Below are 24,405 nucleotides of genomic sequence, written 5' to 3' on the forward strand. Positions count from 1 at the left end.
ATTTAAGATCAGGAGATAGCCCATGGCTCGTTTCTTCCGTCGTCGTAAATTCTGCCGTTTCACTGCAGAAGGCGTACAAGAGATTGATTACAAAGACGTAGCAACTCTTAAAAACTACATCACAGAAGCTGGTAAAATTGTTCCTAGCCGTATCACTGGTACAAGCGCTAAGTATCAACGTCAACTAGCTCGCGCTATCAAGCGTTCTCGCTACCTAGCTCTACTACCGTACACTGACAAGCATCAGTAATCGGTCGTTTTATTAAGAAAGAGGATTAAGCAATGCAAGTTATTCTACTTGATAAAATCGGTAACCTAGGTGGTCTTGGTGACACTGTAAACGTTAAATCTGGTTACGCTCGTAACTTCCTTATCCCTCAGGCTAAGGCAGTGATGGCAACTAAAGCTAACGTTGAAATGTTCGAAGCTCGTCGTGCTGAACTAGAAGCTAAAGTTGCTGAGCAACTAGCAGCTGCAGAAGCGCGTGCTGAGAAAGTTAACGCTCTTGAAGCAGTTGTTATCGCTTCTAAAGCGGGTGACGAAGGTAAACTATTCGGTTCTATCGGTACTCGCGACATCGCTGATGCAATCACTGCAGCTGGCGTTGAAGTGGCTAAAAGCGAAGTTCGTCTTCCAGAAGGCGCACTACGTAACACTGGTGAGTTCGAGATCAGCGTTCAACTTCACTCTGAAGTTTTCGCGACAGTTAACCTACAAGTTGTTGCTGCTGAGTAATTCAGTATCAAGATGTATTTTAAAAGCACCTCTTAGAGGTGCTTTTTTTACGTCTGGCATTTAGAAAGTAAGATTAGAATAAGAACAGCAAGTTGACAGAAAAGATGCTGTCTGCTTTTTTCAGCCCCTCTGGTACACGGTCATGGTATTGGCGTGTATAAGCCAGCTTGAGTGCAATGTCATCGGTGATGTTATTGGTGACGTTAACATCCGTATCGGCTCTGAGATTACTGTCACCTGCAACTAATGTCAGCCCCGCTGACACATTCAAATTTTTCACAACTTGCCAGCTTGAGTTGACCTTGCCTCGAAAAATCGCCTCTTGAACGATCTCTTCAAACACAATGTCGTTGTCGCCAATTTCATCGGTATTGGGTTCCTGATAACGAAAACCTGGACCTAGTTCCAGCTCAAGGACAAACACATCGGTATTGGAAAATTGATAACCCAAACCGCCTGAGAGTGTGTAGTCTTTAAAGTAGGCACTATAGCGAGAGTCAACGCCCTTGAAGCTACCGTATAGGTAAGTTTTAGGGCCTAGTTTATAGTCACTCTGAGCTGTATATGTGGATTGACGTCTATCCTCCTCACCATCTTTGTATAGAAGATAATATTTCCATTCACCACTGGTTCGGTAACGGCCAGAAAGATACTCGGCACTGAGTCGAGAATTGAGAGAGCGCGAATCTGAGTTTCCGGTGTGTGCTTGATAACCGAATTCAACTTCGGTATCCCAAGGGGAGGGTATCTCAATATCCGTTTGACTTTGTACCGCCTCATCCGCATAGGCTACGGAACAGCACAGCAGGCCTGCACTTAAGAGCCAAAGTTTCGCCACTCACAACCTCTTTAATAATGGGAAAATTGTGAGGAATAGTAGAGGCTATTCACTCTAATTTCGTCAGTTCTAAGTTAATTCTACATGAGTTGCTTTCAAACCCCTTGTTTATTACAGACATCCCGCTCATTCTGGCTATAATGGGCGGTCATAAGTAAGTTGTTGAGCAAAAACATGGCAGATCAGAGAACAGACAATCGTAATCAGAAACCAGTAGACGCCCAAGTTGATGCTATCAAGGTTCCTCCGCATTCGTTGGAAGCTGAGCAGTCCGTCATTGGTGGTTTACTTCTGGATAACGAGCGCTGGGATACTGTCGCAGAACGTGTGGTGGCGAAGGACTTTTATAGCCGACCACACCGTCTGATATTCGAAGCATCACAAGCCATTTTAGAAGACAGCCAGCCTCTTGACCTTATCACCTTGTCGGAGTTTCTTGAGCTGCGTGAGCAGCTTGATGATGTTGGTGGCTTTGCTTACCTTGCGGACCTTGTTAAGAATACGCCGAGCGCGGCCAACATTAATGCTTATGCAGATATTGTTGCTGAGCGAGCTTTGACCCGTGATTTGATTGGCGTTGCCAATGAAATTGCGGATGCGGGCTATGATCCTCAAGGGAGAACATCGGAAGATCTGCTTGATATGGCAGAGAGTAAGGTGTTTGCCATTGCTGAGTCGCGCACCAACGAAAGCGAAGGTCCACAAAACGTCGATAATATTCTTGAAAAAACGCTTGAACGTATCGAAATGCTGTACAAGTCACCGCAAGATGGCGTGACAGGCGTGACGACAGGCTTTACCGATTTGAATAAGAAAACGGCCGGCCTGCAAGGATCAGACTTGGTGATAGTGGCAGCTCGTCCATCGATGGGTAAAACTACTTTTGCGATGAACTTGGTTGAGAATGCGGCGATGGCACATGATAAACCCGTGTTAGTCTTCTCATTAGAGATGCCGTCTGAACAGTTGATGATGCGTTCTCTTGCGTCACTGTCTCGCGTGGATCAAACCAAGATACGAACGGGCCAATTAGATGATGAGGATTGGGCGCGCATTTCATCGACTATGGGTTTGCTGATGGAGAAGAAAAACATCTTCATCGATGACAGTTCGGGTTTGACTCCCACTGAAGTTCGCTCTCGTGCACGCCGTATAGCTCGTGATCATGGTGGTCTTTCCATGATCATGGTCGATTACCTGCAGCTCATGCGTGTACCTTCACTAACCGAAAATCGAACGTTAGAAATTGCCGAAATTTCTCGCTCTCTGAAGGCTCTAGCCAAAGAATTGAATGTGCCTGTTGTCGCACTATCGCAGTTAAACCGCTCCTTGGAGCAGCGTGCAGACAAACGGCCAGTAAACTCTGACTTGCGTGAGTCGGGCTCTATCGAGCAGGATGCCGACTTGATCATGTTTATCTACCGTGACGAAGTCTATAACCCTGACAGTCCGATGAAAGGTACAGCGGAAATCATTATTGGTAAGCAGCGTAATGGCCCGATTGGTTCGGTTCGTCTGACCTTCCAAGGCCAATGGTCACGCTTTGATAATTACGCTGGTCCGGCGTTTGATGTGGATGAAGAGTAACACATGAGTTATATGAAAGCGGCAACTGCCTTTATCGATTTGGACGCACTACAACACAACTTAGAGCAGATAAAATCTCAAGCGCCAAACAGCAAAATCATGGCTGTTGTGAAAGCCAATAGTTATGGTCATGGCCTGAGACATATTGCCAAATACGCCGATGGGGCCGATGCTTTTGGTGTTGCTCGAATAGAAGAAGCTTTGCAGCTGCGAGCATGTGGTGTTGTCAAACCGATTCTACTGCTAGAAGGCTTCTATTCATCGGGTGATTTACCTGTTTTAGTGACCAATAACATCCAAACAGTCGTGCACTGTGAAGAGCAACTTGAATCGCTTGAACAGGCTGAATTGGAAGTACCCGTTGTGGTGTGGCTTAAAGTCGATAGCGGCATGCATCGATTAGGGGTGAGGCCAGAGCAATACACCGATTTTGTGACCCGGCTGAAAGCGTGTCGCAATGTGGCAAAACCTTTACGCTATATGAGTCATTTTGGTTGCGCAGATGAGTTGGATAACACCACGACTACAGAGCAGACCAAGCTCTTTTTATCACTCACTAACGGGTGTGAAGGTGAGCGTTCTCTAGCTGCCTCTGCTGGTTTGCTCGCTTGGCAAGACAGTCACTTAGATTGGGTAAGGCCAGGCATCATTATGTATGGTGTATCACCATTCAATGACAGAACAGCCCAGCAGATGGGGTACCAACCTGTAATGACTCTGAAATCACATCTTATTGCGGTAAGAGATGTCAAAGCGGGTGAGAGTGTTGGTTATGGTGGGACTTGGACGAGTCAGCGAGATACCAAAGTAGGGGTGATTGCTATTGGCTACGGTGATGGTTACCCAAGAGCGGCACCTAATGGCACCCCTGTCTTAGTCAATGGCCGTAAAGTGCCTATCGCGGGTCGAGTATCAATGGATATGTTAACGGTAGATCTTGGCCCTGAGGCTCATGATATGGTTGGAGATGAGGCTATCCTCTGGGGAGATAGCCTGCCAGCAGAGGAAGTTGCTTGCCATATTGGTACCATTGCTTATGAGCTGGTGACCAAGCTTACTTCACGAGTAGAGATGGAATATTCTAAGGCATAGAGAGTGACTCTTTTATAGTGGGCTGGCGAAAAGCCAGCCTTTTTACCGTTCACCGTGTATTGTCGCCACAAGAGTGCGGCTCCCGCCATAATCTCGGTGCTCTCCAAGATAGATCCCCTGCCATGTCCCTAATGCTAATCGCCCATTGCTAATGGGAATCATGACACTGCATCCTAAAGTAGAAGCTTTGATATGGGCTGGCATATCATCATCACCTTCATAGGTATGCTTATAATAGGGAGCCCGTTCAGGCACATAGTGATTAAAGTGTTTCTCCATATCATGACGAACTGTTGGATCTGCATTTTCATTGATGGTCAGGCTTGCGGAAGTATGTTGGATAAATAACTGTAATATTCCGACAGAAAACTGACCGATTTCTGGGATTTGTTGTTCTATTTCATCGGTGATGAGATGAAACCCACGCTTTCTTGCGCTCAATTGAATACGCTTCTGAGACCACATATGGCATCCTTTATAATCTATTTGGCAAACCTAACCTTTGTCGGTATGGTGAGAGTCAATATAAGTCTGGGTTTGAGTGTCACTTAATCATTTAACGTGACTTAACTCAATGATGGTGCAGCCACTCTGGTTCATAATTGCACCTTGAAAATTTATTACAAAGTTTTGGCTGCTTGTTGCAACGCCAGAACCGAACTATTTTTGCATAATCGGGGATTCCACAGTTTTCGCTAGGCTGTATGGAATAAAACCTACTGTAACATCGGGATAGTAACCATGTTGAAAAATATCAATCCAACGCAAACACAAGCTTGGAACGCGCTAACCGCGCACTTCGAAACTGCACAAGATATGGATCTCAAAGATCTATTTGCACAAGATGCAGCACGTTTTGATAAGTTCTCTACCCGTTTCGGTAGCGACATTCTTGTTGATTACTCTAAAAACCTAATCAATGAAGAAACCATGAAACACCTGTTCGCACTTGCCAACGAAACTGAGCTAAAGGCAGCAATCGAAGCGATGTTCAGTGGCGAAGCGATTAACCAAACAGAAGGTCGTGCAGTACTTCATACCGCACTGCGTAACCGTAGCAACAAGCCTGTTATGGTCGATGGTGAAGATGTCATGCCTGCGGTCAATGCCGTGCTAGAAAAAATGAAATCATTCACCGAGCGCGTTATCGGCGGTGAGTGGAAAGGCTATACAGGTAAAGCGATTACGGACGTAGTTAACATTGGTATTGGTGGCTCTGACCTTGGGCCTTACATGGTGACTGAAGCACTAGCGCCATACACAAACCACCTAAATCTGCACTTCGTTTCTAACGTTGATGGTACTCACATCGTTGAGACGCTTAAAAAAGTAAACCCAGAAACCACGTTATTCCTAGTTGCTTCTAAGACGTTTACTACTCAAGAAACCATGACCAACGCACATAGCGCACGAGATTGGTTCCTTGAATCTGCAGGTGATGAAGCGCACGTAGCGAAACACTTTGCAGCGCTTTCAACTAATGCTCCAGCAGTGTCTGAGTTCGGTATCGACACAGACAACATGTTCGAGTTCTGGGACTGGGTTGGTGGTCGTTATTCTCTGTGGTCGGCAATTGGTCTTTCAATTGCTCTAGCGGTTGGTTACGACAACTTTATTGAGCTACTTGATGGCGCTCATGAAATGGATAACCACTTTGCATCAGCGGATTTTGAGAGCAACATTCCTGTAATCCTTGCGCTAGTGGGGCTTTGGTACAACAACTTCCATGGCGCTGAGTCTGAAGCGATTCTTCCATACGATCAGTACATGCACCGTTTTGCTGCTTACTTCCAACAGGGCAATATGGAATCGAACGGTAAGTACGTTGATCGTGACGGTAACGCAGTGACTTACCAAACAGGTCCAATTATATGGGGTGAACCTGGTACTAACGGTCAGCATGCGTTCTACCAGTTGATTCACCAAGGTACTAAGCTGATCCCTTGTGACTTTATTGCACCTGCCATCAGTCATAATCCAGCAGGTGATCATCACCAGAAATTGATGTCTAACTTCTTTGCCCAAACTGAAGCGCTTGCTTTTGGTAAAGAAGAAGAGACAGTGAAAGCCGAATTTGCTAAAGCAGGCAAGAGCGAAGAAGAAGCCGCAACACTTGCGCCATTCAAGGTATTTGAAGGTAACCGCCCAACTAACTCAATCCTAGTAAAACAGATCACACCACGTACACTGGGTAACCTAATCGCTATGTACGAGCACAAGATCTTTGTACAAGGTGTTATTTGGAATATCTTCAGCTTCGACCAATGGGGTGTGGAGCTTGGTAAGCAGCTAGCAAACCAAATCTTGCCTGAACTTGCGGATGATTCAGCAATCAGCTCACACGATAGTTCGACTAATGGTTTGATTAATGCATTTAAGGCTTTCAAAGCGTAATCGCATATAACCTAGTTAGCTGATGATGACGCCAACCGAAAGGTTGGCGTTTTTTATAATTGGAGTTAATACTTTCTCGAGGCAACTCTTTATCATACGGTGGTATCAATGGTTGACTTGACGTCGGTACTTGCGGTGAATTTCTGGCTGAGCAAAGCGATCATCTGATCGTAGTATTGCATATTAGGCTTATTACCAAGCAGCTTACATAACTCATTGCCCGTAGGGCTGAAGCGGTAATAGAGTAGTCGAACACCTTTGCTGTGCGCTTGCAATGATAACTGTTTGCCTTGATATGTTAGGGGTAAGGGAGAGTCGAGATCAATTTCGCCTGACTCAAGCTCTGTTCCGTGCATCAAACCTAACTCAAACAGCACCAACAGATTGGAGTAAGGCAACTGGAAGTTACCGACATTGATGTTGCCAGTGATGTTGCGCTTACCAAAGTTGAAAATTCCCCCCTGAGCTCGATAACCAATTAATAGTTTACGACTAGTATCTCCTCCAAAGCTGCATGCAAGAGAAGCGGCACGCTGCAGTATTTGCGCTTCTTTGGGAGACATATCCTGTAGTACCTTCAAAGCTTTCATGGAAGTGGAGCCAGGGTTCGTGACTTCACGCTTTAGCACCTGTGCCCATAAGCGTTGCATCGATGCGTTATGAACTTCTTGTGCCATAGAGAAGAAACGATGAAGCCAGTCATGATCTGGGTCGCCCGCCGTTTCGTCTTTACAGGAGAGGTGAGCGAGCTTGAGAATTTGTTCGAGGTTTTTCTGCTTTTGTTCTTTGTAGCGGCGCTCTCGAATCAGCGCTCTCTCTAATGCAGTCTTTTGCGGAGCCTCTTTTTGTAACAGGGCATCAAGGCCATGAGTTTGAGCAATATTCATGACTCGGCTAGCACTGTCTTTGATGTAGGTGGTTTTTTTCTCATGCCGAGCTTCAGCGTTAGACTCGTGCTCAATGACAACTGGCTTTTGCTTCTCTGACATGTGAATTCCTTACTCATCAAAGTGTTAAATATGCTTATTAAATTTACCTCTTAACCAGTTTAGCCGCCAGAAGAACTATGTGAGCAAGCTTTGAAAATTGGCGCTATGCCAAATGATAATAAGTTGTTAAAATTGTTATCGATGTTTTTGAGGGGCTTATGAAGTTTTTAAATGAGAGTAAACTGAAAAAGCACCTGTCAATTGCCCTATTGTTTCTGGTTTATCTAGCCGTCTTGGTTTATCTCTCTAGATACATATAAAGAAAAGCGGATAATTAACAGGTTGCTTTTATGTTAAATAATATTAGTAGTCATCGTATTCTTCGATAGCGGTGCCTTCTAAAACGTAGCCTGTTTCAGCCAGTTCATGGTTGATGGTTTCCGTTTTTAATGTTCCTACCACATAAATGACATCCCAAAGTTGCTGCACAGGCGCTCCTTTAGGGAATTTCACATATATGATTTGGTTTGGTGGTGGTGGTGGAACGTGAATACATGCACCAAAGTATGGAACCAGCAGAAATTCCGTGACTTTATCCTCATCTCCTTCTAAGGGGATCACAAAGCCAGGTATTTTTACCTTACTGCCATTCAGCTCTTGGCGTACTTTACCCACTAGCGATTGCTTTGCTGCTTGACCAGAGTGATCCGTTACTGGCATACCAGAAGAATCAAATTGCTGGCGTTCACTTTCTGGGATTAGATCTATCCAATCTAGTTTGAGAATATCTTCACTGGCACTAGCCAGCGATGGGGTTACAAAGCTCACGGCAAGCATGAGCGCTAAGAATATCTGTTTCATATTTAAACTCGTATTGTCATACCGTCGCTGAGAGATTGTCTATACGCGCGGAACGCTGGAATAAAGCCGATTACAGTACCTGCTAACTGTACAGCTGCAAGTAGCATCCACTCATAATGGGATAAAGCTATCATCTCTATGTGTATCCCATATTGCTGTTGAATTACTGGAGCAATAGTCGCTAACAGGGCATATAAACCTATAACGCCAACCGCTAAGCCGACTAAGGTTAAGGCACTGGCTTCCATAACCAGTAGCGCCAGTACATGCCTAGGCCTCGCTCCCATGGCTCGCAGGATTGCCATTTCCCGTCGTCTCTCTTGGAGACTAGTTAGTAAGCTCGACAACATACCGAGTAAACCGGCAATAACAACAAAGACAGACACGGCCATCAGAGCTTGCTCTGCCACCGACATCATTCCCCACAATTCATGCAAGGCAACTCCCGGAAGAATCGCGCTCAAGGGCTCCTTAGGGTAGGTGTTAATTTGACGTTGCAGAGCAAAGGTCTGAATTTTGGAGTTTAGGCCAAGCAACATGGCAGTGATCTGTTTTGGTTGGAAGTTTTGCTTTTCAAGCTGATCTGAGCTTGGTGTATTGCCCAAGTGGGCTCCGGACTCCCAACCCACATGAATCGCTTCAATCGCTTCAAGAGAAACATGAACAGTTTTGTCTACTGGGGTGCCTGTTGGGGCTAAAATACCGACCACCTTAAATGGCAGGTTGTCATGACGACTGAATCCAACGTCACTGATACCGTGGGCAATAATGATTTCTGTGCCTATCTTGTACCCCAGAGAGCGGGCGACATCAGAGCCAATGACGGTCTCAAACAAGCCGTCAAATTCGCGTCCCTCAGCGATGGCAATGTTCTGTTTTTTGCCATAGCGATAGTGCTCAAAATAGCTGTGATTGGTGCCCATCACGCGGAAACCTTTGTGTGAGTCTCCGAGAGATATAGGAATCGCCCACTTCACAGAGCGATGATTGCTGAATTCCTGATAACTCTTCCAGTCAATATTATTGGTGGCGTTACCGATGCGAAACACTGAGTAGAGCAGCAAGTTTACTTGACCAGAGCGTCCACCGACGATCAGGTCAGTTCCTGAGAGAGTATTAGCAAAGCTGCTTTTGGCTTGAGTACGGATTCTTTCTACACCCAGTAGTAGGATGACCGAAATTGCGACGGTTAATATGGTCAGAATGGCGGTGACACGGCGATTACGAACACTTTTCCAGGCAAGCATGAATGTTGGGGTCATGGTGTCACTCCTACCTGATTCAATTCGTTTAAGTTTAATGTTCTGTCGAACAAACTTTCCAATGTTGGGTCATGACTAACAAACAGCAGAGTTGATTGAGCTTGATTCACCTGCTCAAGCAGCAACTCAATAAACGCGGTGCGGTTGTCGTAGTCGAGCGAAGAAGTTGGTTCGTCGGCAATGATTAGGGCTGGTTTGCCAATCAGAGCTCGAGCGGCTGCGACACGCTGTTGCTGACCAATACTCAGTTCCACGACAGGCTTATCCAGCAAATGTGCAGGTAGATGAAGTTTTTCCAGCAGCCGAGTCGCGTCTTCAACCAGTGATGTATCGACCTGTGATTTGCGTTGTGCGGAAAACTGGCAGGGTAGGATGACGTTTTCAATCACATTGAGATAAGGCAACAAGTTGAACTGTTGAAATATATAGCCAATGTGGTCGGCACGGAACTTGTCGCGCTGGCTACCTTTCATCTGGTTAAGGTCTTGGCCAAGAACCCGTAACTGGCCACTGCTGGCTGTATTAATCCCCGTGAGCAAGCCCAGTAAAGTCGATTTACCGCAGCCGCTAGGTCCTTTGATGAAGAGATGTTCTCCTGCGGTGATACTAAGTTGATTGATATCGAGTGTTGGCGTTGGATTTCCGGGCCAGGTAAAGGTGACCTGCTCCAGCTCGACAACGCTGTTGCTTCTATTTTCTACCATCGGCATAACCTGAACGAAAAAGTCTGATGGCTTAGGCCATCAGACTTAGAGAGTGATTAAAACGAAATCTTAGTGTTGCTTGAAGACAATTCAAGTGCTGTTTGCACTTTATCTGTCAGTAGGTTCACGCTGATCGACTCTGTGGTTGGGAAAGCGTTAAACCATTGCGTATCGATGGAAGAGAGCGCGTTAATATCGTCACATTCGAAGTGGTATTCGACAGTAAATTCGCCATGGCCACCTTTATGTTCATCATGGTGTTCGTGACCTTCGTGCTCATTATGATGCTCTTCATGACTATCGTGATGCTTGTGTTCATCATGATGTCCGTCATGCTTTTCGTGGTCGTGGTCGTGGTCGTGGTCGTGGTCGTGGTCGTCAGCCCCTAGTGTATGTGTGACTGACTGATGTTCAACTTTACAACCTGCTGCTGATGCAAGAGTAAAAATTGAGTCTGCTCTCTCTAGGCGAGTGACGGCCTCTTTAAGGGCTTTTTCTTGCTCTGCTGTTTTTGGAGCATGTTCAAAGCCCACAACATCAGCGCCAGGAGCGGTAATTTCCATTAACAGTTCTTTACCATCTTGAGCGATGTTCAGTTCAACGTGTCCATGTACGTGAGCTTCGTGTTGACGAAAGCCTTCGTCAGCGAAAGCAGTGGTACTTAGTGCAAGAGCAACCAATGTGGCAGTTTTTGTCATTGAGTTCATTGTGAATCCTAATAAAGTGTCATCATAAAAATCGATGGCTGTAGTGGTAAAACAGCACGTATAAAGTTTGAGTGAACTAAATCAGTCTTACAGGTGGTGAGCGAGCTTGATAGGCAAAGGCTGGTCGCTGGTAGAAGTGGTAATCATCCTGAATGACGAATCTATCAGGTAATGAGGTGTCGATTAGTGTCAGAGATGATTGACTCATGCCGTGTTGTGCGCATGAGAATAGCTGGCAGTGATGTTCATCATGATGAGCTGACGAGAGCTCGTATTGATGGTCGATGTAGGCGAAACTCATCCACAGCATCAGCCCAATGCCACATAGAGCATGAAGGGTTAAGTATCTGATGCGATGGGAATGAATAGAAGTCACAGCGTTTTGTTCAATACGAAAAAAGAGCTGTTATGTTATAACAACTCTTATTGAAACGCTAAGATCAAATGAGATTAGATATTATCTTTAATTAGGGTCAGAACTTGTTGAACTTCATCTTCGTTGAGTGCGCCTTCTTTAACAAACAAGACGTGACCTTGTTTGTCCTGAACTATGATGGCTGATGATTCTTCTGCTAGCTGCCAAGCACTCGCGACAACGCCATCTTCATCAAGCACCATTGAAGACCAAGGAAACTCTTTTTTGCTGTCTTCGGCTGAGGACTTGACGAACGATCCTGTGCCCCAAATAGCATCATCCTGATTGATGATTGTCGTGGTTTGGTAGTTGTCTTCTGGAAATTTAGCGGCAGTAATCGCGGCCATTAGTGGAGCATTGAGCTCTTTTGAGCTACTGCGACCGGCAATCGCTTGAATGACACGAACTTTCCCCAACATGTCCTGAGAGGACCATGATTGATAGTTTGTATCGTTGTCCTTGACCATAATCTCACCGTAATTCGTCACTTCAATGCTCGGCACTGGCTGACCTACAGAGAGATTATGTGCCAGAGCAAACATGGGAGAGCATGCTATTGCTAAAGCTAATAGAGTCTTGTTTTTCATTGTTTTCTTCCTTTTTAGTAAGCGGAAAAAGTATATAACGAAATTTTCTCTATTGCTGAGTAAAATGCCAAATGTTAATTTTTTGTTTGTTAATTGTGATCCTGCTGCTTGTGGTGATACTATTAATGTGTATGATGTGTTGTAAGCCTTTCAGGAGGAAAGGTGGAACCAAGGATAGGTTCGAATCGCAAATGGATATGAGGTGGTTATGCTACGCGAGTTTACAAAATATCGTCCACGTCAGGTGGCACGTTTTGTCAAAACCTTATTCAAAGGAAAGTTTGTTATTTCAGGGGTCGGTGAGTTCCGATTTGATAACGGCAAAGTCTTAATGCCGGATATTAAAGATAAAAAGAAAATGAATACCTTTAAGGAAATCAATCAGGCCATTACCCTGTTACCTGTGTAGGAAAATAAAAAGTCGCCCAATTGGGCGACTTTTACTTTGTATGCCTTAACTTTCCGGTGGAAAACAAACCCCCGTTCCCCCCAACCCACAATACCCATTCGGGTTTTTGGCCAAATATTGCTGGTGGTAGCTTTCCGCATAATAATATCGACCAGCAGGCAAGATTTCGGTGGTAATGGATGAGGTTTCCTGTCCGAGCAACGCTTGATACTCGTCTCTTGATTGTATCGCTGCCTGATATTGTTCATCGCTATAAACGTAAATGGCAGAACGATATTGTGTGCCTAAGTCGTTGCCTTGGCGCATACCTTGGGTTGGATTGTGGTGTTCCCAGAAGATCTGCAATAGTTGTTTGAGGCTGATGACAGTAGGATCAAAGACAATCCGCACTACTTCTGTGTGACCTGTCTGGCCTGAACACACTTCTTCGTAGGTAGGGTTAGGCGTAAAACCGCCTGCGTACCCTACAGAGGTGCTAACTACGCCATCAAGTTGCCAGAACAGGCGCTCAGCCCCCCAAAAACACCCCATGCCAAACAACATTTCTTCGCAACCCTTGGCAGGCTTTGCGGTCAAACTGGATTGATTAACAAAATGTGAATCATCAAGGGGCAGGGCTTGATCACGGCCTGGTAGTGCCTGCTGAGCGGTGATCATAGTTTGTTTGTCGAGCATAGAAAATATCCTTACATTAACAATCTTGAGAGTAGACCGCCTAATTGACTGTTTTCGTACAGACTTATTTTTTGAGTGGCGTTATTATTCCGTTAAGATTTTTAGGTAGTAAATAAACCATGATAAGAAAGTCATTACCAGTCATTCTCCTTGCTAGCGGTTTACCTGCTTTTGCTCAGACCGTGGATTTGTCCGTTGAAGGTTTATCTGGTGAGTTGGAGACGAATGTTGACGCTTATCTGTCTTCTATCCCTGAGGAAGATTACAACACCAGCCTACGCTTTCAAGCTCGCCTTGAAAAGAGCCTCACCGAAGCCCTCAATGCGCTTGGTTATTACCACCCAGATTTTTCTTTTCGTGTGGAAGACGAGGGAAGTGAATTGGTGGTGGTCATCACTCCCGGTTCTCCTGTACTGATTAAAGAAGTGGATATACAGCTAACGGGCGAAGCTAGTGATGATCGTTCATTTAAGGCTCTGATTCGTAAAAGCGGTATTCATGAAGGGGAAGTTCTTAACCACAGTTTGTATGACGGTCTCAAATCTGGTATTCGCAACCTCGCTTTGCAAAAAGGCTACTTCGAAGGTGACTACACCATGAGTCGACTGGAGGTATCTCCTGATTTGAATGAAGCGTTCATACGTTTACATTTCGATAGTGGGATTCGTTATGCCTTTGGTGAGAAGATCATTTCTGGCAGCCAAATTGAAGAAGACCGTGTTGGCTCGTTGGCACCATTCAAACAAGGTGACCCATATCAGGTTTCTCAAGTAGGTGAGTTCAACCAAAACCTTTCGAATACGGATTGGTTTTCTTCGGTGTTTGTGGAGCCCGATTTATCCATGCTTGGAAAAGGTCGGGAACTACCAGTGAAAGTGTCTCTGGCACCACAGGCTAAGAACAAAATTGAAACGGGCTTAGGCTACTCCACAGATGTTGGAGTAAAAGGCTCTTTAAAATGGAAAAAGCCTTGGGTAAATGCCCGAGGGCACAGCTTTGACAGTAGCTTCTCACTTTCTGGGCCAGAACAAACGATTACTGCTGGTTACCGAATTCCACTTGAAGATGCACTCAATGAGTATTATCAAGTCAGCTACGGTATGAAAAATGTCGACAACCGTAACACCAAAAGCTTGGAATCGAACTTGGCTGTTGAGCGTCATTGGCTATTAGATAATGGCTGGCACAGGACTTTATTTGTACGTTACTTGCTGGAAAATTATGAGCAGGGCTTACAAGATGACTCAGGGCAGTTTGTGTTACCTGGGGTGACGTTCAGCCGGAGTCGTATTCGTGGTGGAGCGATGCCTCGTTGGGGAGATAGTCAAACCATGACGTTGGAGTTTGGCGATGATAGCTTGCTGTCTGAGACTAGAGTGATTCGGCTTCAAGCAGGAACCACATGGATTCGAAGTTTAGGGCGTAATCATCGTGGCCTTTTGCGCTTAGACGGCGGTGCTAACTTCGCGGATGAGTTTGATAAGTTATCGCCATCACTGCGTTTCTTTGCCGGTGGTGATAACAATTTACGTGGTTATGGTTACGAGTCTATCTCTCCTCAAGATAGCAGTGGCGCATTAACGGGCGCAAAGTACATCGCCACCTCTTCTCTCGAATATCAGTATCGTTTTTATGGTAAATGGTGGGGCGCGCTTTTTTATGATTACGGTGATGCGTTCAATGACCAACCTGACTTTAAACGCGGGACCGGTTTTGGTGTCCGGTGGGCATCGCCCGTCGGTCCTATTCGTCTCGATTTTGCATGGGGGTTAGATGCGACGCCGGGTGATGAATTCAAAATCCACTTCACATTAGGGCCTGAGTTATGACCAAGGTAGTGTTTAAATGGTCTAAGTGGCTATCTATCTCTTTAATCAGCTTATTGGTGGCGATTGCCATCGGCTTAGCAGTAGTACTGTTTACAACTCCGGGTCTTAAATTAGCGCTCTGGGGTGCAGAAAAGTTTGTGCCTCAGTTGAAAGTCGAGTCCCATTCAGGAGCGATTTTCCCGCGCTTTACGCTTAATGGTGTTGTGTTTAAAGACGACTCACTTAACGTCGATGTGCAGGCACGCTCAATCACGTTGGCAGTTAATGCTACTTGTCTGACAGAGCCCAGCGTTTGTGTCGATGAACTCGCGGTAGATGGCCTTAAATTTGAGATGCCGGAATTACCGCAGAGCAACGCAACGCCAGATGAATCTGTGGCTGAAGAAAGTGGTCTAGTAACAGCGCCGCTGCCAATTAAAGTCAAACGCGTCGCCTTAACCGACATATATCTGGATATTCTAGGTAATCAGATCAACTGGCAGTCTTTCACGACTGGATTAGCGTTTCAGGGCAATCGTCTACGAATCAACAAAACGGCGCTAGACTCCATTCGCGTCGCACTGGCGCCAAGTGAGGCCAGTGAACCAGCCCCTGCTGCAAGTCCTTCTGCGGACGCTAACACACCGATAGCCTTACCAAACATTACCTTACCGCTGCAAATTGATGTAGTGCGACTAGATGTGAATGATTTTGAGCTGCGACAACCCACTCCTGTAGTCGTGCACCATTTGGGGTTGGAGGCAAGTGCGGCCCGCTCCCAAGTTCAGGTTGATACTCTTGAGTTGGATATGCCTGAAGTCGAAGGTGTGCTGAGTACAACGGTGACCTTAGCAGATGACTATCCGTTGGATCTGGAACTGAATGCCAAAGTGAAGCAGGAGATAGCGGATGGACAGACAGTCAAACTGCATGCGACGGGAAGTGTTGCTGACTTGGAGTTAAAGGCAGACTTCGGAGGTTTAGCGAAGGCACATCTTGAAGCGGCACTGCAGCCACTGAAGTCTGAATTTCCTTTTGAACTGACTTTGAGTGATGGCGACCTTCAATGGCCGTTGAAAGGTCAAGGTGATTATTTTGCCACAATACGCAACTTGCATACTCAAGGCTCGCTAAACGGCTACAGTATTGAACTCGATTCGGCTCTGAAAGGTAAGCAATTGCCTGATGCTGACCTGACTTTGCGCGGCAATGGGGATTTAAACCAAATCGATCTTCAGTCCCTCTCTATACAAACTTTAGGTGGAGAGGTGAGTGGTACGGTGATGGCGAATTGGCAAGCTCCGATTAATTGGGCAGCGGACATATCATTGGTCGATATTCAGCCTGGCCTCCAGTGGCAGCAGGCGGAAGGGAAAATCAGCGGTCAGCTATCGACGTCAGGTTCATTAACTGAGCAAGGTGGCTGGCAGGTGGAACTACCTACTTTGGATATCGATGGTATCTTACGTGATTACCCACTTAACATTGAAGGTGCGTTGTCAGCATCAGATCGCGCTAGTAGTGGAGATATCAAACTCAGTACACCTCGCCTTGTTTTGTCCCATGGTCCTAATCACCTCATAGCTAAAGGGGATATAGACCGAGAGTTGAACATGCAGGTGACGGTAGACTTTTTGGATATTGCTAAGTCGATCCCCGACTTGAAGGGCAGCGCACAAGGTAAGATCAAGCTGACCGGCCAATTAGAGCAGCCCCAAGTTGGCATTAACCTCAAGGCGAAAGCGATAAAATGGCAGCAGGAAGTGAGTGTGCAAAGCGTGGCGCTGAAAGGGCAGATCTCTCCGTTACCTTTGCCGTCAGGAGAACTCAAACTTCAAGTCGCTAATACTCATTATCAAGACTATTTGATCGATACCATTGCGTTGAACTTTGATGGGGAGCAGAAGCAACATACGCTGAGATTGGATGTTGATTCAAATCTTGCTTCGACGAAACTTGCGATTCAAGGTGCGCTTCAAGATACGCCTGAGCTTGCATGGAAAGGGGCGTTAGAGAACATGTCACTGACTTCGGAACAGGGAACATGGACCTTGGCACAGCCGACACCAATAGAATTGCTGATGGATTCACAACAAGCTTTCGTTGCTGCCCATTGCTGGTTGCAATCCGGTTCTTCAGTTTGTCTCGATCAAGATTTAACGGCAGGCAAGAGTGGAGAAGCGCACCTCTCAATTAAACAATTCGATTTTGAACAGATCAAAACTTTTATCCCACAGGAAATTAATCTACAAGGCACCGTTAACGCAGCAGCCATCGCGAAGTGGAATCCTGACACTGCACCTGAGGTGATGCTTGATGTGGAGATGCCAAAAGGCTCGTTGGCTCAGACTAACAAGCAACCTGTAAAGCTAGGTTGGGAGTCATTCAAGCTCAATGCTCACCTAGTAGACAATAAGCTACAGGCGGATTGGCTATTGGATGTAACGGACAATGGTGACATTTCAGGAGAAGTTAGGATCCCTGATGTGTTAGCAAAAGACAAACGGCTCGACGGTAAGCTGGGTTTAACGACGTTTAACGTGGATTTTCTTGCTCCACTGCTTGGGGGCTACAGCAAGATGAAATCCAATATTCAGACAGAATTAACCTTCTCAGGCCCAATGATGCAACCTCGCGTTAATGGCCAGTTTGTGGTCGATGATATTTTGCTTAAAGGTGAGATTACGCCGGTCGAAATTGATACGGGTAAGCTGGTGGTTAATTTCTCTGGCTATGATGCGACCTTAGCCGCAGCGATTAATACCCCGGATGGCAAGTTGGAAATCGCGGGTGATGCTGACTGGCAAGATCTTGAAGATTGGCAGACCAATGTGCGTGTTTTTGCTGAAGAGCTATTGGTGGATGTGCCGCCGATGGTAAAAATCAAAGTTGTGCCGGATATGACGATTTCCGCTTCACCTCAACAAGCTCGTATCGATGGTGATATTTCTTTGCCTTGGGGGCGAATTGTGGTTGAAGAGTTACCACCAAGCGCGATCGGGGTGTCAAAAGATCAAGTGCTATTGAATGAGCAGTTACAACCCGAAGATGAAACGACAAGTGTTCCATTCAGTATTCAAACAAATGTCAACATCAATATTGGTGATGATTTCAAGCTGTCCGCTTTTGGCTTGGAAGGCGGGTTATCGGGTAATCTCAATGTTGCACAACGCGATCAGGGACCATTTGTGACCGGTGAAGTGAACATTGTGGATGGTTCTTATCGATCTTTTGGTCAAGACTTGTTGATCAAACAAGGGAAGATTCTCATGAATGGTCCAGTGGATCAGCCTTATGTGCAAATTACCGCTATACGTAACCCTGATAACACTCAGGATGAGGTGACGGCAGGAGTGCGAGTTACAGGCCCAGCTGACGAACCGACCGTCACTATCTTCTCTGAACCCGCTATGCCACAAGCTAATGCACTATCTTATTTGTTACGTGGTCAGAATATAGACGGGGAGTCTGGAGGAAACTCTATGACGACGACTTTGATTGGGTTGAGTCTAGCGCAAAGTGGTCACGTGGTTGGAGAAATTGGAGAAGCCTTTGGTGTTCAGGATCTTCAGTTGGATACCGCAGGATCTGGTGATGATTCCCAAGTGACCGTGAGTGGCTATGTGCTACCGGGCTTACAAGTCAAATATGGCGTTGGTATTTTTGACTCTGTGGGTGAGTTTACGGTGCGCTATCGTCTGATGCAGGATTTGTACGTTGAGGCTGTGTCAGGTCTGGATAGTGCTGTCGATCTACTGTATCAGTTTGAGTTTAATTAATCGGAAAGTTAGGTGGCAGGATGCAGCATTTACTCTTTGTGTATGGAACCCTACGTCAAGGGGAGAGCAACCACGATTATCTGATCGGAACCCAATGCTTGGGGCATTTTGAAACACTTCCTAACTACGCGTTATACGATCTTGGATCGTATCCGGCAGTGGTTGAAGGTCATGACTCAATACTGGGTGAAGTGTACCTGATTGATGATGAGACATTGGCCAAGGTAGATAAGCTGGAAGATGTGCCAGTCGAGTATCGCCGTGAGCAGATTGAGACTCCTTTTGGTGAAGCTTGGATATACTTGTATCAAGACAGTAGTAAGCTCGATACCATTATTTCATCAGGTGATTGGTGTCAGCGAGTCTAAGTGTACACTTATGTAAAAAGAGCCAGCATTGCTGGCTCTTTTTGATTATTTCTGTGCGCGCTCGTAAGACTCTAGAATCTCTTTGCGAGCTGACTCTACGTCTTCCCAACCGTCGACTTTTACCCACTTGCCAGACTCAAGCTCTTTGTAACGCTCAAAGAAATGCGTGATTTGCGCTTTTAGCAGCTCAGGTAGGTCGTTTACGTCTTGGATGTGATCGTATTCTTTAGACAGCTTAGTGTGTGGTATCGCCACTACTTTCGCATCTTCACCAGACTCATCGGTCATTTTTAGAACACCGACTGGACGGCAGCGGATCACTGAACCAGGCATCAGAGGATGTGGTGTTGGAACCAGAACGTCTACCGGATCACCGTCTAGAGACAGAGTGTGGTTTACGTAACCATAGTTACATGGGTAGAACATAGGTGCAGACATAAAGCGGTCGACGAACACAGCACCTGAATCTTTGTCTACTTCATATTTGATTGGATCAGCGTTAGCTGGGATTTCAATCACGACATAGAGGTCATCAGGAAGAGACTTACCTGCTGGTACGTTGTTTAAACTCATTAAGAAAGTTCCTTTTTTAGTTTGTACCTCAATGAGGCACACGGGCTGAATATAAGACCGGAATACCTTACTGCTAAACTCGGTTTTATGTAAACCAACTAAGGCGAGATTTTGCTCAAGAAAATGTGAAAAAGGCGCTCGAAAGCGCCTTTATATTTAATCTTCAGGGTGTTGCTCTAAGAACTCTTCCACTTTCTTGACCATGTTTTTTGAGCCAACAAAGAAAGGCACACGCTGGTGCAGTTCGGTTGGTTTGAGGTCCATGATACGAGTTTTACCATCAGACGCTACACCGCCAGCTTGCTCAATGATGTAAGCCATTGGGTTACATTCGTATAGCAAACGCAGCTTACCGTTTGGATGGCTTTGCGTACTTGGGTAAAGGTAGATGCCGCCTTTAAGCAGGTTGCGATGGAAGTCCGCGACCAGTGAGCCAATATAGCGTGACGTGTAAGGACGATGCTCGCTCGGTTCATTTTCCTGGCAGTATTTGATGTACTTCTTCACACCCATCGGGAAGCGGATGTAGTTACCTTCGTTGATTGAGTAAATCGTCCCATCTTCAGGAATCATCATGTTTTCATGAGACAAGCAGAATGTGCCCAGAGATGGATCGTAGGTAAAGCCATTCACGCCTTTACCGGTTGTGTAGACCAACATCGTTGAAGAGCCGTAAATGACGTAACCTGCAGCGACCTGCTTGTGGCCTGGCTGAAGGAAGTCTTCTTCTGTCGGCGGGGTGCCGATAGGCGACACGCGACGGTAAATTGAGAAGATAGTGCCAACTGACACGTTAACATCGATGTTTGAAGACCCATCTAGCGGATCCATCAGAACCACGTATTTCGCGTTTTTGTTCAGCTCTTTATTGAACGCAACAGCTTCGTCTTCTTCTTCACTGGCAACGCCACAAACCTGATCACGGGCTTCTAGCGCTGCTTTAAACTTTTCATTCGCGTAAACATCCAGCTTCTGCTGGTCTTCACCCTGTACGTTCTCTGTACCGACTGCACCGGTAATGTCACCAAGACCTGCAGCGTTGATCTCGCGGTTAACGATTTTTGCAGCAAGTCGGATAGAAGAAAGTAGGGATGATAGATCACCGCTAGCGTGGGGGAAGTCCGCTTGTTTCTCAACAATGAACTCGCCAAGGGTGCGCATTCCAGACATGATTTTTCCTTTAAGTCGCTTCAATATAGGGGGATTGGCGTTGATGACCTCTGACGGATCTTAGATTTCGCCTACGCTCTAGTCTAAGAGTTAGATCTTTTTATTGGTAATGAACTAACTGACTGAGATCTCGTTTTATTTGTCGACCTAATTAAGGTTTTCATCGTTCTATTTGATGCAATCCTATAACGAGAACGAGCATAACACGTAATCATTTGCGCTCGTGTGACGTAAAAACAGTGAGCAAAGTAGTTCGCTTTTCTGCGTATAATCGCCATAATGTCAGCTCAGTTTTCGCCTTGGAGAAGGTTGTTTATGCATATTCATATCTTGGGAATTTGTGGCACATTTATGGGAGGTGCTGCAATTTTAGCTCGTCAATTAGGTCACAAAGTGACGGGCAGTGACGCCAACGTTTATCCACCAATGAGTACATTGTTGGAATCTCAAGGTATTGAAATCATTGAAGGCTTTGCCCCTTCTCAGCTTGACCCAGCACCTGATCTGGTTGTGATCGGAAATGCGATGAGTCGAGGTAACCCCTGTGTCGAACAGGTACTCAACAGTAACCTGAGATATACCTCAGGCCCACAGTGGCTGCAGGAGTTTCTTCTCCATGACCGCTGGGTGCTGGCGGTCTCAGGAACCCATGGTAAAACCACAACTTCCAGCATGCTGGCGTGGATTTTGGAAGACTGTGGCTATCAACCTGGCTTCCTTGTTGGTGGGGTGCTGGGCAACTTTGGGGTTTCAGCACGTTTGGGCGAAAGTATGTTTTTTGTCGTTGAAGCCGACGAATACGACAGCGCTTTTTTCGATAAGCGTTCTAAGTTCGTGCATTACCATCCTCGCACGTTAGTCATGAACAATTTGGAGTTTGATCATGCGGATATCTTCGATGATCTGGAAGCGATCAAGCGCCAATTCCATCACTTAGTCAGAACCGTGCCGGGGAATGGTCGAATCCTTGCCCCGCAAGGCGATTCAGCAATTGCCGATGTATTACAGCGTGGCTGCTGGAGCGAAACGGAGTTCAGCGGCGAACAAGGTGACTGGCGAGCGGAGAAACAAGTCGCCGATGGTTCAATATTCACAGTTTTCTTCCAAGGGGAAGCCGTCGGTACTGTGAAGTGGGATCTGGTGGGCGATCATAACGTCGATAACGCCTTGATGGCCATCGCCGCGGCTCGTCACGTGGGTGTTACTCCGGATTTAGCTTGCCAGTCGCTGGCGAAATTCATCAATACCAAACGTCGACTTGAGCTAAAAGGTGAGGTGAATCAGGTTACGGTTTACGATGACTTCGCTCATCACCCTACGGCGATTGAACTTACTGTGGGTGGATTGCGTAATAAGGTTGGCAAACAACGTATCCTAGCAGTACTTGAACCTCGCAGTGCGACGATGAAACGTGGCGTGCACAAAGAAACATTGGCTGCGTCCCTTGCTCAGGCTGACGTCGTCTTCCTTTATCAACCAGATAATATTGAATGGTCTGTCGAGGACATTGCCCAGCAATGTCAGCAGTCGGCTTATGCGTCAGACAGTGTTGATGCGTTAGTGCAGATGATGGCAGAACAGGCTCAACCGGGCGATCAAATTCTGGTGATGAGCAATGGTGGGTTTGAAGGTATCCACGATAAAATTCTGGCGAAACTTGCCGAATAGATGAATGTAACGGTATGAACCAAGAGAAACACAAAGCGATTACACTCGCTTTTACAGGGGCTTCCGGTGCGCCCTATGGACTAAGACTACTTGAATGCCTGTTAGCTGCGGGCTATCAAGTTCACCTACTGATTTCTTCAGCGGCTCGGGTTGTGTTAGCGACCGAGCATAATTTGAAGCTACCTGCCAACCCTGATTTGGCTCAACAGGCGCTAGTGACACACTTAAACTGTGATGCCGAAAAACTCATCGTCTATGGTAAAGACGACTGGTTCTCTCCAGTGGCTTCTGGGTCCGCAGCACCGAAACAGATGGTCGTGTGCCCTTGCTCTGCAGGCAGTGTCGCTGCCATCGCACATGGTATGTCTGATAATCTTATTGAGCGTGCGGCCGATGTGGTGATCAAAGAACGCGGCCAGTTGCTGTTGGTCGTGCGTGAAACACCGTTCTCTACGTTGCATCTAGAGAATATGCATAAGTTGTCGCAGATGGGCGTCACCATTATGCCTGCGGCACCAGGCTTCTACCATCAACCTAAGTCTATTGATGATCTGGTCGACTTTATGGTGGCGAGAATTCTCGATCATCTTAATGTTGAACAGGGGCTTGTCCCGCGTTGGGGATATGACCAGCGTGTATAACTCTGGCTAATTGACAACATTACGATTACAATCAGCCGATACTCATCGGGGAGCTATTCATCGCACAGATGAAGCTGAGATTGGGCAAAGCCCAGGACCCGTGTACCTGAACCAGATAATGCTGGCGTAGGAATTGAGTCTGAACATTTGCCCTGCCAATGTTTCCTCAAACCTGTGCCGCTCAACCAAGGAGAGAGCGAGCAGTGAAAACCACTTTAAGTACCATCGCCGTTGCCACACTGACATCTTTTTCTGCATTGGCAGCAGATCACACCCTTACCGTTTATACCTACGATTCTTTTGCCGCGGATTGGGGCCCAGGCCCGAAAGTGGAAAAAGCGTTTGAAGCTCAATGTGGCTGTGATGTGAACTTTGTTGCTCTTGATGATGGCGTTTCTATTCTTAATCGCCTGCGTCTTGAAGGAGACAACAGCAAAGCGGATATCGTGTTAGGTTTGGACAATAACCTGATGGCAGAAGCGCAGAAAACGGGACTGCTAGCCGAGCACAAAGTGGATACCAAATCGGTCAATCTGCCTAACGGCTGGGAAGACAGCACTTTTGTGCCTTATGACTTCGGTTACTTTGCGTTTGTCTACAACAAAGAAAAGCTTACCAATCCACCAAAGAGCCTTAAAGAGCTGGTGGAATCTCGCGATGATCTGAAAGTGATTTATCAGGATCCCCGTACGTCAACGCCGGGCCAAGGCCTGATGCTGTGGATGAAATCTGTCTATGGCGATGACGTTACCCCGGCATGGCAACAACTGGCTAAGAAAACCGTCACTGTGACAAAAGGTTGGTCTGAGGCTTACTCTATGTTCCTTGAAGGTGAGTCAGACATGGTGTTGTCTTACACTACCTCACCGGCGTATCACCTGATCGCAGAAAGCGACAGCAAATACGCCGCCGCTGATTTTGCCGAAGGCCATTACACTCAGGTTGAGGTGGCGGCTAAAGTAAAAGCATCGAAAAACGAAAAATTAGCCGATGAATTTATGACGTTTATCCTTAGCGACGACTTCCAGTCTTTGATGCCAACAGGCAACTGGATGTACCCAGTAACTAAAGTCGCACTGCCTGAAGGCTTTGAGACACTGACGGTACCTGAAAAAGCCTTGAGCTTTAGCGCAGAAGAAGTAGCGCAAAATCGAAAATCTTGGATACGTGAGTGGCAAAGCGCCTTAACCTTCTAAGGAGACG

Annotated in this window: 24 protein-coding genes and 1 riboswitch; of the genes, 12 read left to right on the top strand and 12 right to left on the bottom strand. The window is 46.3% G+C overall.

The features are described from left to right. Positions 1 to 22: 22 nt before the first annotated feature. A complete protein-coding gene (rpsR, locus tag CTT30_RS01580; RefSeq protein WP_000090472.1) occupies positions 23 to 250 on the top strand; it encodes a 30S ribosomal protein S18 in 228 nt (75 codons plus the stop codon). A gap of 32 nt (positions 251 to 282) precedes the next feature. Beyond that, entirely contained in the window at positions 283 to 735 is a 453-nt protein-coding gene (rplI, locus tag CTT30_RS01585; protein WP_239835077.1) for a 50S ribosomal protein L9, read from the top strand. Between the two features lie 73 nt (positions 736 to 808). Here the strand turns inward: rplI and CTT30_RS01590 are convergent, their stop codons facing one another. After that, complete coding sequence (locus CTT30_RS01590; RefSeq protein ID WP_252035867.1) at positions 809 to 1,573, bottom strand: DUF481 domain-containing protein; 765 nt, start codon at positions 1,571 to 1,573, stop codon at positions 809 to 811. A 174-nt stretch (positions 1,574 to 1,747) separates the two neighbouring features. Between CTT30_RS01590 and CTT30_RS01595 the strand changes: the two genes are divergently transcribed. Next, the gene (locus tag CTT30_RS01595) at positions 1,748 to 3,160 is read left to right on the top strand and encodes a replicative DNA helicase (protein ID WP_239835079.1); all 1,413 of its coding nucleotides are present in this window, start codon (positions 1,748 to 1,750) and stop codon (positions 3,158 to 3,160) included. 3 nt (positions 3,161 to 3,163) lie between these two features. After that, on the top strand, positions 3,164 to 4,252 hold the full coding sequence (gene alr, locus CTT30_RS01600; protein ID WP_252035868.1) for an alanine racemase: 1,089 nt from the start codon (positions 3,164 to 3,166) through the stop codon (positions 4,250 to 4,252). A 42-nt stretch (positions 4,253 to 4,294) separates the two neighbouring features. Here the strand turns inward: alr and CTT30_RS01605 are convergent, their stop codons facing one another. Then, positions 4,295 to 4,717, bottom strand: coding sequence for a secondary thiamine-phosphate synthase enzyme YjbQ (locus tag CTT30_RS01605; RefSeq protein ID WP_239835080.1), 423 nt, complete (start codon positions 4,715 to 4,717; stop codon positions 4,295 to 4,297). 276 nt (positions 4,718 to 4,993) lie between these two features. Here CTT30_RS01605 and pgi point away from each other — a divergent pair, with 276 nt between their 5' ends. Then, a complete protein-coding gene (pgi, locus tag CTT30_RS01610; protein ID WP_252035869.1) occupies positions 4,994 to 6,646 on the top strand; it encodes a glucose-6-phosphate isomerase in 1,653 nt (550 codons plus the stop codon). A gap of 92 nt (positions 6,647 to 6,738) precedes the next feature. Here the strand turns inward: pgi and CTT30_RS01615 are convergent, their stop codons facing one another. From CTT30_RS01615 to CTT30_RS01645, 7 genes are all read right to left on the bottom strand, one after another. After that, entirely contained in the window at positions 6,739 to 7,635 is an 897-nt protein-coding gene (locus CTT30_RS01615; protein WP_252035870.1) for a TIGR03899 family protein, read from the bottom strand. A 303-nt stretch (positions 7,636 to 7,938) separates the two neighbouring features. Continuing rightward, the gene (locus tag CTT30_RS01620) at positions 7,939 to 8,436 is read right to left on the bottom strand and encodes a DUF3299 domain-containing protein (protein ID WP_239871408.1); all 498 of its coding nucleotides are present in this window, start codon (positions 8,434 to 8,436) and stop codon (positions 7,939 to 7,941) included. Between the two features lie 2 nt (positions 8,437 to 8,438). Beyond that, entirely contained in the window at positions 8,439 to 9,698 is a 1,260-nt protein-coding gene (locus CTT30_RS01625) for an ABC transporter permease (RefSeq protein WP_252035871.1), read from the bottom strand. Then, positions 9,695 to 10,402, bottom strand: coding sequence for an ABC transporter ATP-binding protein (locus CTT30_RS01630; RefSeq protein ID WP_239876704.1), 708 nt, complete (start codon positions 10,400 to 10,402; stop codon positions 9,695 to 9,697). Before CTT30_RS01630 ends, CTT30_RS01625 begins: the two co-directional genes overlap by 4 nt. 56 nt (positions 10,403 to 10,458) lie before the next feature. Continuing rightward, positions 10,459 to 11,109 carry a zinc uptake protein ZrgA gene (zrgA, locus tag CTT30_RS01635; RefSeq protein WP_252035872.1) on the bottom strand — a complete coding sequence of 217 codons (651 nt, stop codon included), beginning with the start codon at positions 11,107 to 11,109 and terminating at the stop codon, positions 10,459 to 10,461. A 76-nt stretch (positions 11,110 to 11,185) separates the two neighbouring features. Beyond that, on the bottom strand, positions 11,186 to 11,419 hold the full coding sequence (locus tag CTT30_RS01640; RefSeq protein WP_252035873.1) for a DUF2607 family protein: 234 nt from the start codon (positions 11,417 to 11,419) through the stop codon (positions 11,186 to 11,188). A gap of 140 nt (positions 11,420 to 11,559) precedes the next feature. Continuing rightward, a complete protein-coding gene (locus tag CTT30_RS01645; RefSeq protein ID WP_252035874.1) occupies positions 11,560 to 12,111 on the bottom strand; it encodes a YtfJ family protein in 552 nt (183 codons plus the stop codon). A 208-nt stretch (positions 12,112 to 12,319) separates the two neighbouring features. Between CTT30_RS01645 and ytfK the strand changes: the two genes are divergently transcribed. Continuing rightward, complete coding sequence (gene ytfK / locus CTT30_RS01650) at positions 12,320 to 12,520, top strand: stringent response modulator YtfK (RefSeq protein WP_239835089.1); 201 nt, start codon at positions 12,320 to 12,322, stop codon at positions 12,518 to 12,520. Between the two features lie 45 nt (positions 12,521 to 12,565). Here ytfK and msrA read toward each other — a convergent pair whose 3' ends face one another. Then, entirely contained in the window at positions 12,566 to 13,195 is a 630-nt protein-coding gene (gene msrA / locus CTT30_RS01655) for a peptide-methionine (S)-S-oxide reductase MsrA (protein WP_239871393.1), read from the bottom strand. Between the two features lie 119 nt (positions 13,196 to 13,314). Here msrA and tamA point away from each other — a divergent pair, with 119 nt between their 5' ends. From tamA to CTT30_RS01670, 3 genes are read left to right on the top strand one after another with little or no spacing between them, the layout of a single operon-like run. Next, complete coding sequence (gene tamA, locus CTT30_RS01660) at positions 13,315 to 15,024, top strand: autotransporter assembly complex protein TamA (protein WP_239871390.1); 1,710 nt, start codon at positions 13,315 to 13,317, stop codon at positions 15,022 to 15,024. Further along, entirely contained in the window at positions 15,021 to 18,782 is a 3,762-nt protein-coding gene (gene tamB / locus CTT30_RS01665) for an autotransporter assembly complex protein TamB (RefSeq protein ID WP_252035875.1), read from the top strand. Before tamA ends, tamB begins: the two co-directional genes overlap by 4 nt. A gap of 20 nt (positions 18,783 to 18,802) precedes the next feature. After that, complete coding sequence (locus tag CTT30_RS01670) at positions 18,803 to 19,150, top strand: gamma-glutamylcyclotransferase family protein (RefSeq protein WP_252035876.1); 348 nt, start codon at positions 18,803 to 18,805, stop codon at positions 19,148 to 19,150. A gap of 45 nt (positions 19,151 to 19,195) precedes the next feature. On the opposite strand, the gene ppa is transcribed toward CTT30_RS01670, so the two are convergent. Together ppa and fbp are read right to left on the bottom strand one after the other, a co-directional pair. Continuing rightward, positions 19,196 to 19,723: an inorganic diphosphatase gene (ppa, locus tag CTT30_RS01675; RefSeq protein WP_252035877.1), complete on the bottom strand. Its 528-nt coding sequence runs from the start codon at positions 19,721 to 19,723 to the stop codon at positions 19,196 to 19,198. Between the two features lie 156 nt (positions 19,724 to 19,879). Then, positions 19,880 to 20,893 carry a class 1 fructose-bisphosphatase gene (fbp, locus tag CTT30_RS01680; protein WP_239876698.1) on the bottom strand — a complete coding sequence of 338 codons (1,014 nt, stop codon included), beginning with the start codon at positions 20,891 to 20,893 and terminating at the stop codon, positions 19,880 to 19,882. 315 nt (positions 20,894 to 21,208) lie between these two features. On the opposite strand from fbp, the gene mpl reads away from it, so the two are divergent. The 3 genes from mpl (at position 21,209) to thiB (ending at position 24,398) form a co-directional block, all read left to right on the top strand. Next, positions 21,209 to 22,561 carry a UDP-N-acetylmuramate:L-alanyl-gamma-D-glutamyl-meso-diaminopimelate ligase gene (gene mpl / locus CTT30_RS01685; RefSeq protein ID WP_252035878.1) on the top strand — a complete coding sequence of 451 codons (1,353 nt, stop codon included), beginning with the start codon at positions 21,209 to 21,211 and terminating at the stop codon, positions 22,559 to 22,561. A gap of 14 nt (positions 22,562 to 22,575) precedes the next feature. Further along, positions 22,576 to 23,202 carry a flavin prenyltransferase UbiX gene (locus CTT30_RS01690; protein ID WP_252035879.1) on the top strand — a complete coding sequence of 209 codons (627 nt, stop codon included), beginning with the start codon at positions 22,576 to 22,578 and terminating at the stop codon, positions 23,200 to 23,202. A 36-nt stretch (positions 23,203 to 23,238) separates the two neighbouring features. Next, a riboswitch (TPP riboswitch) is annotated at positions 23,239 to 23,352 on the top strand. A gap of 53 nt (positions 23,353 to 23,405) precedes the next feature. Then, positions 23,406 to 24,398, top strand: coding sequence for a thiamine ABC transporter substrate binding subunit (gene thiB, locus CTT30_RS01695; RefSeq protein WP_252035880.1), 993 nt, complete (start codon positions 23,406 to 23,408; stop codon positions 24,396 to 24,398). Positions 24,399 to 24,405 lie beyond the last annotated feature (7 nt).

Source organism: Vibrio coralliilyticus (assembly GCF_024449095.1).
GTDB classification, from domain to species: Bacteria; Pseudomonadota; Gammaproteobacteria; order Enterobacterales; family Vibrionaceae; genus Vibrio; species Vibrio coralliilyticus_A.